This is a genomic window from Mucilaginibacter glaciei, assembly GCF_014773245.1.
Lineage (GTDB): Bacteria > Bacteroidota > Bacteroidia > Sphingobacteriales > Sphingobacteriaceae > Mucilaginibacter > Mucilaginibacter glaciei.
The window spans coordinates 509515-528188 of record NZ_JACWMX010000004.1 but is presented as its reverse complement, the minus strand read 5'-3'; the positions used below and the strand labels follow the sequence as shown (position 1 = coordinate 528188).

Below are 18674 nucleotides of genomic sequence, written 5' to 3'. Positions count from 1 at the left end.
TTATTTGAGTGAGCCACTTTCTCTTATCTTGCTGATAAACAGCAACTTACAAGGAAAAAAAAGAGGGGAAAAGTTGTCTTTTTACAACCTTTCCCCTCAAGTAGCCCGTAGGGGAATCGAACCCCTGTTTCTAGAATGAAAATCTAACGTCCTAACCCCTAGACGAACGGGCCATTTATGAGTCGCGAAATTTGATATTTTAAATTTCGTTTCCCTTATTTTGGGATTGCAAAGATAAACGTTTCATCAGAAAATTAAAATTTCTTTTAAAAAAAATTTCGGAGAGGTTTTTTTCCGGTTGCCGCTCAACATATTCACCCGTATATCATTTTAATTACAACCAAACAAAAAATGCTTTAAGCTATTATTATTCCGGTACGCAATACAATATCTTTATACAATAAAATCAGCCATTTACAAATGAAAGCGATTTGGAACGACCAGGTTATTGCCGAAAGCGATAACACCATTGTTGTAGAAAACAACCACTATTTCCCGAAGGATAGCATTAGCTCTGAATTTTTTAAACAAAGTGCTAAACAAACCACCTGCCCCTGGAAAGGCTTAGCGTCTTACTACACGCTGGAGGTGAATGGTAAACAGAATCCCGATGCTGCCTGGTATTATCCGGCACCTAAGGCAGCAGCGTCACAAATAGCCAATTACGTTGCCTTTTGGAAGGGTGTGAAAGTTACCGCATAACATGAAGCAATACGACGCAATAATAATCGGATCGGGGCAAGCAGGTGTACCGCTTTCAAAAAAACTGGCAAAAGCCGGCAAAAAAACTTTATTGATAGAAAAAGGCGTTGTAGGCGGCACCTGCATCAATGATGGCTGCACCCCTACTAAAACTATGGTTGCCAGCGCACGGATAGCTTATCTGGCCGGCCGTTGCAATGATATGGGTGTTAATATCAAGGGCTACAAGGTTGACCTGAAGCAGATAAAAAAGCGTACACGGGGAATCGTGTTAAAATCACGCAATGGGGCGCAAAAGGCAATCGAAGAGACACCAAACCTCGATTTGGTATTTGGCGAAGCTATGTTCGAAAGCGATAAAATTGTAACTGTAAAATTAAAAGGCGGCAAAACCAAACAGTTCACCGCTAACCAGATTTTTATCAATACCGGTGCAAAAACCATCATCCCAAAAGACATTAAAGGGCTTGACGAGATAGATTATTTAACGTCGCATTCCATTTTGGAACTGGAAAAGGTACCGGAGCACCTTTTGGTAATTGGCGGTAACTATATTGGGTTAGAGTTTGGGCAGATGTTCCGCAGGTTTGGTAGCAAGATTACCATTATTGAAAAATCGGCACAGTTACTATCTCGTGAAGATGAAGATATTGCTTCCGCTGTAACCGATATTTTAACCGGCGAAGGATTAACTATTCACACTAATGCCAAGATCAGCAAGTTCAGACAAAAGGAAAAAGGTAAGATCACCGCTACCATGCTGGTTGAGGGAAAAGAAACCAGGATCAAATGCAGTCATGTGCTAATAGCCGTTGGGCGGTCGCCGCAAACAGAAACCCTGGACTTAAATAAAGCCGGAATTAAAACAGGCGAAAAAGGCGAAGTGCTTGTTAATACTAAACTCGAAACCAATATAAAAGGCATTTACGCGCTGGGAGATGTAAAAGGCGGCCCTGCATTTACGCATATCGCCTACAATGATTACACGATTGTTTACCGTAACCTCATAGAAAATCAAAACCTGAGCATCAAAAACCGACCGGTACCCTATTGTATGTTTACCGACCCTGAATTAGGCCGGGTAGGCATCACCGAAAAGGATGCTAAAGAACAAGGGTTAAAATACGAAGTGGCTAAACTACCAATGGCGCACGTTGCCCGGGCTATCGAAACCGGCGACACCCGCGGGTTAATGAAAGCCATTGTTGATCCCAAAACCAAAAAAATATTAGGGGTAGCTATTGTTGGCACCGAAGGCGGCGAAATCATGACTGTATTGCAAATGGCTATGATGGGGGGCATCACATATGACCGGATCCGTTATTGCGTTTTTGCGCACCCTACCTACTCCGAATCATTAAACAACCTTTTCATGACCCTGGAGGATTAGTGTTGATGATAAAAGTTGAGCACCTGGTTAAAACTTATGGTAGCGTAAAGGCAGTTGATGATATCTCCTTCGAAGTTAATGAAGGAGAGAACATGATTTTGCTGGGTACCAGCGGCTGCGGTAAAACCACTACACTAAAAATGCTTAACCGGTTGATAGAACCTGACAGTGGCAACATTGCCATTGATGGTAAAAATATTTCAGAGCAACCGCCGGAATTACTGCGCCGCGGTATCGGTTACGTATTACAAAACAATGGGCTGTTCCCTCATTATACCGTTGGCGAAAACATTGCGGTTTTACCAAATCTTTTAAAATGGGATAAGGCCAAAACGCAAAAAAGGGTTGATGAATTGATAGAGAAGCTGCACCTCACTAAAGAATACTTAAACGCCTACCCGTCAGAATTAAGCGGCGGACAGCAGCAACGAATCGGTTTGGCAAGGGCGTTGGTGACCGACCCACCAGTTTTACTGATGGACGAGCCCTTTGGAGCGTTGGATAACGTAACCCGCTCCAGTATCCATCGTGAATTTAAGGCTTTGGATGAGTTGAAACGCAAAACCATTATAATGGTAACTCATGATGTGCAGGAAGCCTTTGAACTGGCCGATCGCATAGCCTTGATGGATAAGGGTAAAATAGTACAAATAGACGCCCCTGCCGATTTGCTATTCAACCCTGTAAATGAATTCGTTCGTGGCTTTTTGCTGGAGCAACGTTTGCAATTGGAATTGAAGTCGATCAAATTGACAGATTTGTGGACTCATCTAACAGATACAGGTAAAAAAATCAATCCATCTATGTTGTCATCAGATATTGGCATTTGGGAGGCGTTAGAAAACTTTAAATTTTATCCCCGCGAAACCATCAATATCATCAACCAGCATACTAAAGAGGTTAAAAGCATCACGTTCGATCAACTGATGTCGGCATTCTCCAAACATAAAAACCTGCAGCCCCATGAATGAGCAACAACAAACCCTGCTCCAGTTCATGAGCCAGCAGGCCGATAAGCTGGGCGTGCAAACCATGCAGCATATCGGGCTAACATTCATTTCATTATTCATCGCGGTTCTTATAGGGCTGCCCCTCGGTATTTATATCACCCGCAAAAAAAATATATCGGGATTAGTATTGGGCATTGCAGGTATTTTACAAACCATCCCCAGCATTGCGTTACTGGGTTTCATGATCCCGCTTTTGGGCATCGGGGCCAAACCTGCAATTGTTGCCCTGCTGCTTTACGCGCTGTTGCCTATCATCCGCAATACTTATACCGGCATTACCGGTGTTGATGCCACTGTGAAAGAAGCCGCGGTAGCTATGGGCATGAGTAAATGGCAGGTGCTGTTTAAGGTTGAATTACCTTTAGCCATGCCTGTTATACTGGCAGGGATCCGTACGGCGACTGTTATCAATGTGGGTGTTGCCACCCTTGCATCCTATATCGCAGCAGGTGGCTTAGGCGAATTTATCTTCGGTGGCATATCGCTTAACAACACTAACATGATATTAGCTGGGGCTATTCCCGCTGCATTATTAGCTATCATATTTGATTTTCTGCTATCGCTGGTTCAAAAACTGAATGTTAAAAAAATTAAAGGCGTAGTCAAAATAGCACCTGTATTATTGATCATACTATCGTGCCTGTACTTTATTCCATCAGCTTATGGCGGTAAATTAACGGCGGGTTTCACACCCGAATTTATGGGCAGGCAGGACGGTAACCTTGGGTTGATTAGTAAATATGGTTTAAAGATTCATACCATTGTAATAAGCGATGCGGTGATGTATAAGGCCGCACAGGAAAAGGAATTGGATGTGATCAGCGGATACTCTACCGATGGCCGGTTAAAGGCGTATAACTTATTGGTGCTTGATGATGACAAAAAGATCTTCCCGCCATATTATGCGGCGCCTATTGTTCGTGAAGATGCGTTAAGGAAATTCCCCGAACTAGAAAAAACACTCAACCTATTGGCGGGAACCATCACCGACTCCATAATGACGGAATTGAACTATAAAACGGATTACCTGCATCAATCACCTGAGCGGGTTGCTAAAGATTTCCTTGTTTCTAAAAAACTATGGCGGGCGGAAAAGAACGGCAAAGAGGGCGTTGTACGTATCGGCTCAAAAATATTTGGCGAGCAATACATTTTGGCCAGCATGTATAGCATGCTTATAAAGGGACACACCAATTACGATGTAAGCACCAAAAGCGGCCTTGGCGGCACCAAAATAGTTTTCGACGCGATGACCAATGACCAGATAGACTTTTACCCCGAGTATACCGGCACGGGCTTGTTGGCCATATTGCAGGCACCTGCTAAAACAGTTAATGAATTGCAGACGAGCAAAGATAGTACCTACAACTATGTACAGCGTGAATTCTCCAAACGATATCAGATAAAATGGCTTAAACCTATCGGCTTTAACAATGCTTATGCGTTGATGATGCGCGAAAAACAAGCTAAAGATTTAAATATTAAAACAATTTCTAACCTCAAACGATATTTGGAAAGCAAATAACATAATGGATATAGCTGATTGTTACCAAAAAGTTCGGCGCCGTACCGAAGAGATCTGCAGCCACCTGCACACCGAAGATTATGTAGTACAACCCGTGGTGGATGTAAGTCCGCCTAAATGGCATATCGGCCATATGACCTGGTTTTTTGAGACCTTTATCCTAAAGCCATATTTTATGGGCTACCAGGAGTACGACCCTAACTTTAACTACGTTTTTAATAGCTATTACGAAACCGTAGGCACCCGTGTAATCCGAACGGACAGGGGTAACCTGAGCCGGCCTACAGTAATAGAAGTTTACTCGTACCGTAAATATGTTGATGACGCCATGTATAACTTCCTGGCGCAGGGCGAATTAAGCGATGAGGTGAAGGAATTGATGATACTTGGTTTTAATCACGAGGAGCAACACCAGGAACTTTTATTAACCGATATCAAATACATCTTGGGTAATAACCCGCTCTTCCCGGCATACTCGCAAGATTATGTAATACCAAAAGTTGAGATTGTGGAGGATGCTGCATTCATCCCAATAAATGAAAATGTATACGAAGTTGGTTTCAAAGGAGATGGCTTTTGCTTTGATAACGAGCTTAATCGCCATAAGGTTTATTTGAACGCTTTTGAGATCAGTCCGAACTTGGTGACCAATGCCGAATACCTGGAATTTATTAACAGCGGCGGTTATCACGATTTCCGTCACTGGCATGCAGCAGGCTGGGACTGGGTTAACAACAACAAGATAGAGGCACCCATGTACTGGCACCATGTAGATGGCGAATGGTTTAACTACACTTATCACGGTTTGCAGCCTTTAACCCTGCATGGGCCGGCAACACACATCAGCTATTACGAAGCTTACGCATATGCATCATGGAAAGGCTTACGCCTCCCTACCGAATTTGAATGGGAAGTTGCAGCTACTCAATTTCAATGGGGACAGCGTTGGGAATGGACCGAAAGCGCTTACCTGCCCTATCCTGGTTTTGCTAAGGCACCGGGTGCTATCGGCGAGTATAATGGCAAATTTATGGTGGGCCAAAAAGTACTTCGCGGCGCATCAGAAGTTACCTCCCCAAATCATAGCCGTGTCACATACCGTAACTTTTTCCAGCCAGAGCTACGCTGGCAATTTACTGGCATCCGTCTTGCTAAATAATATCACAATATCATGTCTATGTCTCCAACAAATACAGCAACGCAATCATCAGTTAGTTCAGCCTCAATAACCGACGATCAATTTTATAAAGACGTTATTAACGGGTTAACCTCCAGCCCAAAGCAACTGGAGTCTAAGTATTTTTACGATGCTAATGGCGACAAGTTGTTTCAGGATCTGATGAACTGTGCCGAATACTATCCAACCAATTGCGAAATGGAGATCTTTACTAGTCGCACTGCTGAGTTGGCCAAAGCCATAACCGGCAATGGTGACGCATTCGACCTGATCGAGTTAGGTGCCGGGGACGCTACTAAATCATCTCATTTACTGAGTTATCTTATTGAGAATAAAACCGATTTCACTTATCTGCCTATAGACATATCGGGCAACGTGATCAATTATCTGAACATCACTTTACCCGTCACTTTACCAGGCATTAAGATTACCGGTTTGCAGGGCGAATACTTTGATATGCTGAAGAAAGCAGCCTCTATTTCTAAAAACCGTAAGGTGGTGATGTTCCTGGGATCGAACATAGGCAATATGCCCGTTACCGATGCTGAAGAATTCTGTCGCGAGTTACGCAACAACCTTTCAGAGGGTGATATGGTACTGGTGGGTGCCGATTTGAAAAAGAACCCTAAGACCGTCTTAGCTGCATACAATGACGAGGGAGGAATTACCAAACAATTCAATATTAACTTGTTAACAAGAATCAATCGTGAGTTGGGTGCCGATTTTAACACTTTCCAATTTGATCATTATGCCATGTACGACCCGGAAACGGGTGCCTGCAAAAGCTACCTTATAAGCCTTGCCGAACAGCGGGTCAACGTAGGTGAAGAAGCCGTTGACTTTCAAAAAGATGAGTATATCTACATGGAGATATCTCAAAAATACACAGCAAATCAGGTCAGCGAAATGGCCGAACGCTCCGGGTTTAAACCCGTAAGCCAGGTTTTTGATAATAAGAATTGGTTTGTGGATGCGATCTGGATGGCGGTATAAAACAAGGTTTTTAGACAGTGTGCGGATATATTATTTTAGCTCATTTATATTAAGTCCTAAATCATTGATAACAGTATCAAGGTCGAATTCAAAGTCTTTGGGAATATTAATCGTTAAATAACTGGCAAAATCTATTTGCCAAAACCCGCCCCGTTTAATAAGTTCGTCACCTAACATACGATAATCGTCAATTTTATCTTTTGGCGACAGACAAAATCTGCGGGTAGTGAACTCAGACTGTCTTAAGATCCTTTTTATCTCATGTTGACCATTTTTATTTATTGTCGTTTCAAACTCAGTTCCTTTTGTCAGATCACAATTAATGATTTCATTTCCTATCATTTTAAAAGAGTTTGCCGCGATTTGCTCTACTGTAATTGTTGTGACTACCCGTTCCCTTTCATCGTATAACTCTATTTGTACATCCATATTCTCAAACTTGCGTATTGCAATTTACACCAATTTATATCTTACCAGTTGAATTATAAGAAACAAAATAATACTCACATTGCATCTATTGTTTTTAAGCCTATATTTATTCCAAAATAAAGGCCTTATGACTGCATCATCATTAATAACATTTGTACTCCTCTTCTTTATTCTGGTTGTTGCTCTTTCCTCATTTGTAACGGTTAAGCAGGGTACCATTGCGGTGATCACTGTATTTGGCAAATACCGCCGGATCTTGATGCCGGGATTAAATTTCAAGATCCCGTTAATTGAAAATATTTACTCTAAAATATCCATCCAGAACCGCTCTGTCGAGCTGGAATTCCAGGCGGTAACGTTTGACCAAGCCAATGTATATTTTAAGGCGATGCTGCTTTACTCGGTGCTGGACCAATCCGAAGAAGCGATTAAAAACGTGGCCTTTAAGTTTGTTGACGAGCGTAACCTGATGCAGGCACTGATCCGTACGGTAGAAGGATCTATCCGTGCCTTTGTAGCCACCAAACGCCAAAGTGAAGTGCTGATACTGCGCCGCGATATTGTAGAACATGTAAAAGAACAGTTGGATACTATCTTAGAAGGCTGGGGTTACCACCTGCAGGATTTGCAATTGAACGACATAACGTTTGATGACGTAATCATGAAATCGATGAGCCAGGTAGTAGCATCAAATAACCTGAAGGCCGCCGCCGAGAACGAAGGCCAGGCCTTACTGATCACTAAAACCAAAGCTGCCGAGGCGGAAGGTAACGCAATCAAGATCTCGGCCGAGGCCGAACGTCAGGCTGCGCAGTTACGTGGCCAGGGTATCGCATTGTTCCGCGAGGAGGTGGCCAAGGGTATGACCGTGGCTGCCAAAGAAATGCAGGGTGCCAACATGGATACGTCTGTCATATTGTTTACTATGTGGACGGAATCTATCAAGCACTTTGCCGAGAACTCCAATGGTAATGTGATCTTCCTTGACGGATCTACTGAAGGTATGGAACGCACCATGAAAGAAATGATGGCATTAAACCTTTTGCAGTCAGACAAGGTCAAAAAGTAAAATATTTACTTACCCTTTGTTTAATAATGGCTAAAATATTCAAAGCAGCTTGTTTTTGTGTGGTGCTGCTTGCCGCGGCCTTAACGGCTTCGGCACAAGGCTTTAAGCAATTAACTGCCGACGATTTCAGGAGTGTGCCCCTGCCCAACAGCCTCGGGGTGGTAGCTTATACCAATTGCAGCATTAATTTCAGCTACCAGGCCACACTAAGTAATAATATTTATCGCCTCAATTTTAACGTCATCCTTACCTTAAACCGCGACAAGTCCTGGATAAACCGTTCGGTCATTGCCACACGGGAACTGTTGACAGAGATACTGAAACACGAGCAGGGACACTACAATATAGCCTATCTGGAGCAGCAGGAGGTTATCCGCGCTATGACGCGCATGCGCTTTACATCCAATTACAAAGCAGAAGCCATGGGGTTATTTAACCGCATCGATGCCAAGTACAAGCAGCTCAATATCGATTACGACGAAGATACCGAACACTCGCAAAACCACCAGCAACAGCACAGTTGGGATGTTTATTTTAACAAGCGTTTAGAATACATGCCGCCCGAGAACGCCAGCCTGTAAATCCCCGTCCCTTATTTATACACCATTGTAACATTTGCACGTTTAAGTATAAATGCTGTATTTTAGGGACAATTATGCCTACCCGTAATAAAATTTATTTCGCGTCCGATTTCCACTTGGGGGCAGTTAGCTATCAATCATCGCGCGAGCGGGAGGCACGTATTGTGCGCTGGCTGGATCTGGTAGGGGATGATGCCGCCGAAATTTACCTGGTGGGCGACATATTTGACTTTTGGTTTGAATACAGCACCGTTGTGCCTAAAGGGTACATCCGCTTTTTAGGCAAACTGGCCCAACTGGCCGATGCGGGAGTAAAGCTTTACCTTTTTAAAGGCAACCACGATATGTGGATGTTTGATTATTTTGAAAAGGAACTAAACGCTACTATCGTAGCTAACGAACTAACTTTTGAGCGTAACGGCAAAAAGTTTTACCTACACCACGGCGATGGTTTAGGCCCCGGCGATGTCAAATACAAATTCCTTAAAAAGTTTTTTCGCAGCAGCTTTTGTCAGTGGCTGTTTGCCCGCCTGCACCCCAGCCTGGGGGTAGGGATAGCCAACCGTTGGTCGCGCCATAGCAGGATAGAAGGCGGCCGTACGGAGCATTTGCGCACCCATGAGCAGGAATGGCTGGTTACCCATTCCGAAGAGGTTTTAAAAACCAATCATTACGATTATTTGATCTATGGCCACCGCCATTTGCCGCTCGATATTACTTTAAGCACGGGTAGCCGCTACATCAACTTAGGCGAATGGGTTTATTACAAAACCTATGCAGTTTTTGATGGGGAGCACTTGGAGTTGAAATATTTTGAAAAGGTGGAAGAGACGGTTAAATCGCTGTAAAACAATCGCTACCGTAAGCGTCCTCAATGTGGAAAAATTCTCACTGGTAGAAGTTCATAAACTTCTACCTAAAAATGGTTAATCTTTCAGCTTTACTAAACCAATGTAAGGTAATTGCAGATATCCCCTGGATTATAAAAAAGATTCCGCCTCCCATTAATTTTAGCCGTTTTAGGAGTATACTTTAGGAAACAAATCCATTACCTTTAAACATGCTAATTAAATTCACCGCCCTCGAAGCACCAGGTGCAGTATGGGCAAAATTAAGTGACAATTTACATCTTTCGGCTAATATTAAAGCTTGCAAAAGCGGCCCCGATGATGAGGAAGAAGAAGAAGGCGATAGCTCGGGTGGTACCGGAGGGTTTACACTCTAACTTTTTTAAGTATTATGAAAATAATGATGATCGCTTCTACAGCACAAGGTGCTGTGTGGGCAAAAACAAGTAATAGATTTAATTTTCCGGCTAAGGTTAACGTTTATAAGGGCGGCCCTGATGATGAGGAAGAAGAGGGCGATAGTTCGGGTGGTTCTGCCGGTTTCACAGTCTTATAATAACTAAGGCCGGTTTACAAACCGGCCTCAGTTATTATAATGCAATTCCCCCCACTGGTCAAAGTTTATAAACTTCGACCTTAAAATAAATTAAGCTTTCAGCTTAACTAAATCATTGCAAGTTCATAGGATCGCTTGGTGATCAACTCACCCCGGATTCGCTACGCTGGCCGCCCGCTCTTCGCTAAGGAGAAAAGAGAGGGAAAACACAAGAGAAAAAGAAAAAAGAAGCTTACCATTTTTCCGCTTGTGGAGAGATGGTCGCCGAGCGTAGCAATTCTAATGGTGAGTTAATCGCACGGAAGCACTTTCAGTTTGTGGTTAGCTCTCACTGCACCACCAACATGCCAAAACTCTTTACAATCGGCTGAATTTATTATTCGCGTTAAATTGCGTATTTTTGCATGTTTTTTAAAAGCATATGTTAGAGAAATTAGAATTGATATTCCAACGCTGGAAAGCGGTAGAAGTGGAGTTAAGCAGCCCGGAGGCTATGGCCGATATGAAGCGTTTTGCTCTGCTGAACAAGGAATATAAAGACCTGGCTAAAATTGTTGATGAGTATAATGTGTACAAAAACATTATGAGCAATATCGACTCTAATAAAGAGATCCTCTCTACCGAAAAGGACGAAGAGTTTCGCGAAATGGCCAAAATGGAACTGGACGAGCTTCTGGTTAAACAGGATGAAATGGAAGAGACTATCCGTTTGATGCTGATCCCTAAAGACCCGGAAGATTCTAAGAACGCGATCATCGAGATCCGCGGCGGTACCGGTGGCGACGAGGCTGCGTTATTTGCAGGCGACCTTTACCGTATGTACATGCGCTATTGCGAACGCCGTGGATGGCGGACAGAGCTTGTTGATTACACCGAAGGCACTGCCGGGGGTTATAAAGAAATTGTGTTTAACGTAAATGCAGAGGATGCTTACGGTAACTTTAAATATGAAAGCGGCGTGCACCGTGTACAGCGTGTCCCGGATACCGAAACACAGGGCCGCGTGCATACTTCGGCAGCCTCTGTTGTTGTACTGCCCGAGGTTGATGAATTTGATATCGACCTGCAGGTGAGCGATATCCGTAAGGATTTGTTCTGTGCTTCTGGCCCGGGCGGCCAGTCGGTAAATACTACTTACTCTGCCGTGCGTTTAACCCACATTCCATCGGGTATCGTGGCGCAATGCCAGGATCAAAAATCGCAGTTAAAAAACTATGATAAGGCGCTGGGTGTATTACGCTCACGCGTTTATGAAATGGAGTTGCAAAAGCACTTAGCAGAAACGTCCAAAAAGCGTAAAACCATGGTGGCCACCGGCGATAGGTCTGCAAAGGTACGTACCTACAATTACCCGCAGGGTCGCTTAACAGAGCACCGCATCGGTTTGACCATTTACAACCTTACCGGCGTAATGAACGGCGATTTACAGGAAATTATGGAAGCCCTGCAGTTTGCAGAAAATGCCGAACGTTTAAAAGAAGGCACCGCGGCCTAATTTATTTTATTAAGATATTAATAGTGAAAGCACCCTTTGGGTGCTTTTTACATTTATGCCAATTGCCTTTTCATGTTAATTTCATACACCCCCATTATTTTTGGAACAATGTAGTTGCATATTCACGTAAAGGAGCGTATAGGATATGTACTTACAATTTAACTGTACAAAAATATATCCCCTTATGCTGGCAGTAAAGACATTAACAGAAAAAGCAACCATTTTAGGCCGCGAAACCCGCCTGATGGGCAACCGTTTCGAGGTGAGTTTAGTTTCAAACGACCTAACGTGGGCCAACGAACGCATCGATAGCGCGATTGCCGAAATAAACCGGGTTGAAAAACTGTTAAGCACCCTTACCGAAGACAGCAAAATAAACGAGATAAACCGTAACGCGGGCATTAAACCTGTTCACGTGGATGCAGAGATCTATAGATTGGTAGATCGTTCTATCCAGATCTCTGAACTTACTTACGGCACATTTGATATCAGTTACCTGGCTACTCCTAAGCCAAAATCGACCTTTACGGGTTATAAAAACATTGTTTTAGACGCCGCAAAGCAAACCGTATTCCTTAAAAACAAAGGGATGCGTATTGGATTTGCTGCTGTAAGCCGTGGTTACGCTGCAGACAGGGCCAAATACATCTTACAGATGGAAGGCGTAAGCAGCGGCGTTATTAATGCCGGTGGCGACCTTTTAAGCTGGGGCCTGCAGCCAGATAATACCCCCTGGACCATTGCCACTGCCGACCCGCAGCAAGCCGGCCAGCCTTATGCTCATATGAACATTAGCAACATGGCGGTAGCTACTTCCCATAATGCCGAAAAGCAACCTAATACATCTGAAAAAAACGCGCGCAATATCGATGCTGTAAATGGTTTCCCGGTTAGCGAAATCAAAAGCGTAAGCATCATCACCCCCGGTGCCGAATTGGCCGATGCAATGGCCTCACCAATTATTGCAATGGGGGTAAATGCAGGGTTGTATTTAATTAATAAATTAAATCAAATGGCCTGCATTATTGTGGATGATCATGCACGCGTTTATACATCAAAGGGTATTAACCTGGTTGCTTAACGGCTTAATAACCTAAACCGGATCGAACATTTATTTTTAACTTTTACACTAATATTTGGTGCAATTTTACTTTGTTTTAATTATTGGTATTACTGCTTGCAAAACACCCGATATTTGCATTAATAATTAAACATATCCTGTCTATCCCCTCAATGATAAAGTGGTTTTTGTATATTGTACTTTTAATGATATTCGTACCACGCTTATCGTATGCTAAAAACGCGTCTTTACACATTACCTTTTTTGATACTGCAAGTATATCGCTTACCACAAATTATACGTTACAGCGTGATACTGCCACATTAAGAAAACAACGGCAGGCAGAAGAAGAGAAAAAAAAGATCAAGGAAGTGGCTAAGGCTAAAAAAATGCCCAAGCCCGAAAAGGTAGAAGATGTTGATGCAAAGGGCAAACTTAAACCCAAACGGCAACGCCGCCCTGATGGGTTAGAGCGGCCGCCCGAAATACCAAGGAGGAATGATTAACGTGATTAAACCCAAATATTTTTGCTGATGAGATATACCTGCCTGCTGCTATTTGTACTATTCTCCAACGTAACTTTCGCGGCCCGCTTTAATCCGGCCCTGATTGCGTACAGGGGCAATTATGCAGTAGCAGATACAGATACGACAAGCATCGTCAAAAAAAATTCGGCATCAGCAGGTATTACTTACGGTAGCGATGCCTTGTTTTTTGGCCGCACAGGCCCAATCAAATACCCTTTCGTATCGGCAGATATGATCCTAAATTATAAATCCGGCTTTTTTGTATATGGCTCGGCATTAAAGGTGTTAGGCTATAAGCCGGTTTTGGATGAGATTGATGTAGGTGGCGGGTATTTTTACCGTTTATCTAAAAAATATACGGGTACCATCAGTTACACGCGTTTTATTTTCGCAAACGAATCTACCATCATCAAGTCAGCATCAACCAATGATATCAACTTTAAGAATTCATACGATTGGCGGGTACTCAAAACAAGCGTAATTGCCGATTATCTATTTGGCAAATCCAACGATTTTTTCCTTACGATAAGTAATTCAAAATACATCGAAAGCAAATTCAGCATCTTTGACCAAACCGATTACCTGTCTATCAACCCCACCATCAACTTTATAGTGGGCACACAAAACTTTGTACAGCGCTACTCGGTAGATCATCAGTACCAATTGGAGGCCGATAACATTTTTATAAAAAATGAAAATGGCAGGCAGGCCCGTGCAAACGCGCAATTTAAAATGCTTAATTACAGCTTTAAACTGCCGCTGGCCTATAACCGTTCTCATTACACTTTAGAGGCATCGTGGAAGTATTCGATACCGGTTAATGTGGAGGGCACGTTAAAAAACCGCCGCGAATCTTTCTTTAATTTTACCTTTTTTTACGTTTTTTATTAGCGCCTGAATGAATGTTTTAATTATCGAAGACGAGAAAGCCCTGGCTTATGAGATGGAGTTGTTCCTAACAAAAAACAATTTCATTTGCGAACTATGTTTTAACGGCAAATCGGCATCCGAAAAAATAGCAGTGAACCTTTACGATTTTATCCTCCTTGATCTGGGCCTGCCCGATTATGACGGCCTTGACCTTTTAAAGGAAGCCAAAAAAAGCCACCCCGAAACCGCATGTATCATCCTTACCGCACGCGCCGAAGTCAACGACCGCATTACCGGGCTTGACCTGGGAGCCGATGATTACCTACCCAAACCATTCTCTTTATTGGAGCTGCAAAGCCGCATGCAGGCCATTACCCGCCGCAAGTTTGGGCTGGTTAACCACATTATTGAGCTGGATGGTTTTTTGGTGAATTTAACAGACCGTAACATTGTTTATCAAACCACGCCCGTTACTACCATTACTAAAAAAGAGTTTGACCTGATCGCTTACATGCTACTCAATAAAAATCGTACACTTACGCGGGCACAGTTGAGCGAGCATATTTGGGGTAGTATTGTTAATGATGATTACGACTCTAACTTTATTGACGCGCACATCAAAAACATCCGCAAAAAATTAAGCGTACACGCAACTGCCGATTGGCTGGAAACGGTGCGCGGCCTGGGTTACCGCATAAAAGCCACTGTTTAATCTTGAAGCTAAAAACCAAACTGACGTTATTTAATACCCTTTCAAAAGTGGTAATTGTAACCTTGTTTGTTGCACTGTTACCTTCCGTTATTAAAAACATTAACCGTAACTATACGGATGAGCGGCTGGTAAAACAAAAAGACAAACTTTTACAGATTGTAAAGGAGCGAGGAATTAAAACCTATATCGAAGACGGACAGAGCTACGGTAGTTACCTCCCCTTAAAGGAAGAATATATAAGCCTGGACACGGTCGAAAACAATTATCGCTTAGACACCATTCAGGATGAGCGCCGCGTAATTGAGCGCGATACCATCAGCTACCGCATTTTAAGCCACACTTTCAAAGTAAACGGCAAAACTTACATGCTGGAGATTGGTAAAAGTGTAGAGACCATTAGCGAAACTACAGGCCCGTTGCAAAACATCGCCCTTGCTATCTTATTAGGGATGGTGCTACTTACCATTATGGCCGATCTGTTTTATGCCAACTACATATTACGGCCGCTAAGTTTGATTATCAAAACCAAACTGATAGGCAACAAGTTCCCGAGTTTTAATAAGTATAAAGAGGTAAAAACAACTACGTCCGATTTTCAGCACCTGGATATCAGCATCCACCAGATGATAGAAGCCATCGAACAAGCTTTTCAAAAAGAGCGGGAGTTTATTTCCAATGCATCGCATGAACTCATGACCCCTATCTCAATTATGCAATCAAAGATAGAGAACATGTTTGAGCAGGAGGATATTGCCGACGAACTGAAGGTGCGCATGATGGAAATGCAAAAAATACTGAACAGGTTAAAAAGCATTACCAAAACCTTACTGCTGATCTCGCAGATTGAGAACGAACAATTCCTTAAAGAAGACAGCATATTGGTAAGCGAACTCTTACAGGATATTTACGACGAGATATCCATCCGCCTGCAGGATAAAAACATCAACTTTGAATTAATCGTTACCGACGATATTTTACTAGTGAACGTAAACAAATTCTTACTGTTTAACCTGCTGTTCAATTTGGTTAATAACGCCATTAAATACAATAAACCCGATGGCGCTATAACGTTAACAGCCCGGGTAGAAAAGGGTGGATACAGCATCAGCATTACAGATACAGGCATTGGGATAGATGCCGCACAGCTCCCCTACATTTTTGATAGGTTTAAAAAAATCAAGCAATCCTTGCTGCAGGATAGCTTTGGGCTGGGCTTGCCTATCGTAAAATCTATAGCGGCTTTTCATGGTATCACTATTAATGTTACTTCGCAAAAGGACAAGGGCAGCACTTTTACCTTGTTGTTCCCTTTTAATATTCTTAAATTCCTTTAAGCGGTCAATCCCTGTACTAAATAACAGGCAGCCGACAAATTCGGTTTTGATGATTGAGTGCGAGTGGATTTAAAAATTTCCTGCCTATTAAAAAAATGTTGTTATAGTAGTGCATTTTATAGTATATATCATTTATATATTATTAATACCTGCCGACCGTTTTTGGCACCTGCTTTGCAATAATCCAAGAAATTATACATAACAAGAGCATATGAAGACTTTAAAATTACGCATAGCCACTTTAAGTATCGCCATCGCATCATTAGGCGTTTTGGTTACAGGCTGCGACTCGTTAACTAAAACACAAAAAGGCGCAGCTATTGGTGCAGGTGCCGGTGGTACTGTTGGCGCTTTGATAGGTAAAGCCGCAGGTAATACTGCTTTAGGTGCAATTATAGGTGGTGCCGTTGGTGGTACTGCAGGTGCATTTATTGGCCGCAATATGGATAGGCAAGCTGCCGAAATCAAATCGACTGTACCGGGTGCTACTGTTACCCGCGAAGGCGAAGGTATTTTAGTAAAGTTTGATTCGGGTATTTTATTTGATACCGACAAATCTGATTTGAAAGCCGCTGCACGTACCAACTTGCAAAATCTTTCTACCTCATTGGTAAACAATCCTCAAACCAATATCCTGGTTGTGGGCCATACAGATAATACAGGGTCTGATTCTCACAATATGGATCTTTCAATCAGAAGAGCTGAATCGGTAAAATCTTACATCGCTGCGGGTAACGTTGCAAATTCACGCTTATCAACCAGTGGAAAAGGTGAATCTGAGCCGATTGCTGATAACACAACTGCCGAAGGCCGCGCGCAAAACCGCCGTGTAGAGATCGTTATCGTTGCAAACGACCAGATGAAAAACCAGGCAAAACAAGCACAATAGTTAATAGAGCGATTAATAATAGTTTCAACCGAAGCCCTGCACTGCAAAGTGTGGGGCTTTATTTTTATAGCTTAATTTAATACCCGCTACCATAGCGATGAGTTAGGCGAGGCAACTTTTTTTGTACCTTTGCCGCATGGCATCCATCAAACCATCCGTACCAAAGGGCACCCGCGATTTCTCTCCTGCTGAAATGGCCAAACGTAATTTTATTTTTGATACCATTAAGGGTGTATTCCGCAAATATGGCTATCAGCAAATAGAAACGCCATCTATGGAGAACCTGAGTACCCTTACCGGTAAGTATGGTGATGAAGGGGATAAACTGATTTTTAAGATCCTGAACAGTGGCGACTTTTTAGCCAAGGCTGATGGCAATGCTTTAGAAACACGAAATTCAAATCAGGCCACAACTTCTATCTCCGAAAAAGCCCTTCGTTACGACCTCACTGTTCCCTTTGCGCGTTATGTGGTGCAGCACCAAAACGAGATTACCTTTCCGTTCAAGCGTTTCCAGGTGCAGCCGGTTTGGCGCGCCGACAGGCCACAAAAAGGCCGTTACCGCGAGTTTTACCAATGCGATGCAGATGTAGTTGGCTCAGCTTCATTACTAAACGAGGCAGAATTTATCATGATCTACGACGAAGCCTTAAGTCTGTTAGGCTTGAAGGATTTTACCATTAAAATAAACAATAGAAAAATACTATCGGGTATAGCCCAGATAATAGATAAAAGCGATAACATCATTGACCTGACAGTTGCCATAGATAAGCTTGACAAAATCGGCATGGAAGGCGTTGTAAAAGAGTTGATAGAAAAAGGCTTTACCGATGCCGATGTCAATCAGTTACAGCCCGTAATTTTACTACAAGGCAGCAATGAAGAGAAGTTAGCCAGTCTGCGCAAAGCGTTAAATAATTCGGCAATCGGCTTGCAGGGTTGTGATGAGATCCAGACTGTATTCAATTACCTGGCCAGCTGCAAATTGCAAACCGCAACGCTTGAGCTGGACATTACCCTTGCCCGCGGTTTAAATTACTATACCGGTGCTATCTTTGAAGTGAAAACTAATGAGGCGGCCATGGGCAGTATTGGCGGCGGCGGCCGTTATGACGATCTTACGAGCATGTTCGGATTGAAAGGCTTGACAGGTGCGGGCATCTCTTTCGGTGCCGACAGGATCTATGATGTGATGGAAGAGTTAAATCTATTCCCGGCATCGGCAGAACAAAGCACCCGGGTTTTAATTTGCTGTTTTGAGCCCGAAGCAGAAATGGTTGCTTTGCCACTGTTGCAACAGCTGCGTGCGCATAATATTAACTCAGAACTATACCCGGCGGGTGCCAAGATCAAGAAACAGCTGGATTATGCCAATGCCAAAAAGGTGCCTTATACCGTAGTGATAGGTAGTGATGAAATTCAAAGCGGCTTGCTTACCGTTAAAAATATGGAAACGGGCGATCAGGAAAAATTAACGGCAGATGCGATCCTTCAAAAATTAATTTAG

20 protein-coding genes and 1 tRNA gene are annotated in these 18674 nt (G+C 43.0%); 19 read left to right on the top strand and 2 right to left on the bottom strand.

What is annotated here, in order from left to right; all coding sequences use genetic code 11:
• Positions 1-101: 101 nt before the first annotated feature.
• Positions 102-173, bottom strand: a tRNA-Glu gene (locus tag IDJ76_RS12425).
• Positions 174-420: 247 nt separating this feature from the next.
• Here IDJ76_RS12425 and IDJ76_RS12420 point away from each other — a divergent pair.
• Genes IDJ76_RS12420 through IDJ76_RS12395 form a run of 6 tightly spaced genes read left to right on the top strand, consistent with a single transcriptional unit; the run spans position 421 to position 6797 of the window.
• The gene (locus IDJ76_RS12420) at positions 421-702 is read left to right on the top strand and encodes a DUF427 domain-containing protein (protein WP_191163635.1); all 282 of its coding nucleotides are present in this window, start codon (positions 421-423) and stop codon (positions 700-702) included.
• A gap of 1 nt (position 703) precedes the next feature.
• Positions 704-2092, top strand: coding sequence for a mercuric reductase (locus IDJ76_RS12415; protein ID WP_191163634.1), 1389 nt, complete (start codon positions 704-706; stop codon positions 2090-2092).
• A gap of 5 nt (positions 2093-2097) precedes the next feature.
• Complete coding sequence (locus IDJ76_RS12410) at positions 2098-3063, top strand: ABC transporter ATP-binding protein (RefSeq protein WP_191163633.1); 966 nt, start codon at positions 2098-2100, stop codon at positions 3061-3063.
• On the top strand, positions 3056-4627 hold the full coding sequence (locus IDJ76_RS12405) for an ABC transporter permease/substrate-binding protein (protein WP_191163632.1): 1572 nt from the start codon (positions 3056-3058) through the stop codon (positions 4625-4627). Before IDJ76_RS12410 ends, IDJ76_RS12405 begins: the two co-directional genes overlap by 8 nt.
• Positions 4628-4631: 4 nt before the next feature.
• Entirely contained in the window at positions 4632-5786 is a 1155-nt protein-coding gene (gene egtB, locus IDJ76_RS12400; RefSeq protein WP_191163631.1) for an ergothioneine biosynthesis protein EgtB, read from the top strand.
• Positions 5787-5798: 12 nt separating this feature from the next.
• The gene (locus tag IDJ76_RS12395) at positions 5799-6797 is read left to right on the top strand and encodes an L-histidine N(alpha)-methyltransferase (protein WP_224746299.1); all 999 of its coding nucleotides are present in this window, start codon (positions 5799-5801) and stop codon (positions 6795-6797) included.
• Positions 6798-6827: 30 nt separating this feature from the next.
• Here IDJ76_RS12395 and IDJ76_RS12390 read toward each other — a convergent pair whose 3' ends face one another.
• Positions 6828-7226, bottom strand: a complete 399-nt coding sequence (locus tag IDJ76_RS12390; protein WP_191163630.1) for a hypothetical protein — start codon at positions 7224-7226, stop codon at positions 6828-6830.
• Between the two features lie 127 nt (positions 7227-7353).
• Here IDJ76_RS12390 and IDJ76_RS12385 point away from each other — a divergent pair, with 127 nt between their 5' ends.
• The 13 genes from IDJ76_RS12385 to hisS all read left to right on the top strand — a co-directional run bounded on the left by IDJ76_RS12385 (position 7354) and on the right by hisS (position 18674).
• Positions 7354-8295, top strand: a complete 942-nt coding sequence (locus tag IDJ76_RS12385; protein WP_191163629.1) for an SPFH domain-containing protein — start codon at positions 7354-7356, stop codon at positions 8293-8295.
• A 26-nt stretch (positions 8296-8321) separates the two neighbouring features.
• On the top strand, positions 8322-8876 hold the full coding sequence (locus IDJ76_RS12380; protein WP_191163628.1) for a DUF922 domain-containing protein: 555 nt from the start codon (positions 8322-8324) through the stop codon (positions 8874-8876).
• Positions 8877-8950: 74 nt separating this feature from the next.
• On the top strand, positions 8951-9724 hold the full coding sequence (locus IDJ76_RS12375; RefSeq protein WP_191163627.1) for a UDP-2,3-diacylglucosamine diphosphatase: 774 nt from the start codon (positions 8951-8953) through the stop codon (positions 9722-9724).
• A gap of 212 nt (positions 9725-9936) precedes the next feature.
• Positions 9937-10101, top strand: coding sequence for a hypothetical protein (locus IDJ76_RS12370; RefSeq protein WP_191163626.1), 165 nt, complete (start codon positions 9937-9939; stop codon positions 10099-10101).
• 14 nt (positions 10102-10115) lie between these two features.
• Positions 10116-10280, top strand: coding sequence for a hypothetical protein (locus tag IDJ76_RS12365; RefSeq protein ID WP_191163625.1), 165 nt, complete (start codon positions 10116-10118; stop codon positions 10278-10280).
• 421 nt (positions 10281-10701) lie between these two features.
• A complete protein-coding gene (gene prfA, locus IDJ76_RS12360; RefSeq protein ID WP_191163624.1) occupies positions 10702-11775 on the top strand; it encodes a peptide chain release factor 1 in 1074 nt (357 codons plus the stop codon).
• Between the two features lie 184 nt (positions 11776-11959).
• Positions 11960-12856 (top strand): FAD:protein FMN transferase, encoded by an 897-nt coding sequence (locus IDJ76_RS12355; RefSeq protein ID WP_191163623.1) that lies wholly within the window; start codon positions 11960-11962, stop codon positions 12854-12856.
• Between the two features lie 185 nt (positions 12857-13041).
• Positions 13042-13341 (top strand): hypothetical protein, encoded by a 300-nt coding sequence (locus tag IDJ76_RS12350; protein WP_191163622.1) that lies wholly within the window; start codon positions 13042-13044, stop codon positions 13339-13341.
• A gap of 27 nt (positions 13342-13368) precedes the next feature.
• The gene (locus tag IDJ76_RS12345; protein WP_191163621.1) at positions 13369-14253 is read left to right on the top strand and encodes a hypothetical protein; all 885 of its coding nucleotides are present in this window, start codon (positions 13369-13371) and stop codon (positions 14251-14253) included.
• 7 nt (positions 14254-14260) lie between these two features.
• Entirely contained in the window at positions 14261-14944 is a 684-nt protein-coding gene (locus IDJ76_RS12340) for a response regulator transcription factor (protein WP_191163620.1), read from the top strand.
• A 2-nt stretch (positions 14945-14946) separates the two neighbouring features.
• Positions 14947-16278: a sensor histidine kinase gene (locus tag IDJ76_RS12335; protein WP_191163619.1), complete on the top strand. Its 1332-nt coding sequence runs from the start codon at positions 14947-14949 to the stop codon at positions 16276-16278.
• A 211-nt stretch (positions 16279-16489) separates the two neighbouring features.
• Positions 16490-17167 carry an OmpA family protein gene (locus IDJ76_RS12330; RefSeq protein ID WP_191163618.1) on the top strand — a complete coding sequence of 226 codons (678 nt, stop codon included), beginning with the start codon at positions 16490-16492 and terminating at the stop codon, positions 17165-17167.
• Positions 17168-17303: 136 nt separating this feature from the next.
• Positions 17304-18674 (top strand): histidine--tRNA ligase, encoded by a 1371-nt coding sequence (gene hisS, locus IDJ76_RS12325; protein ID WP_191163617.1) that lies wholly within the window; start codon positions 17304-17306, stop codon positions 18672-18674.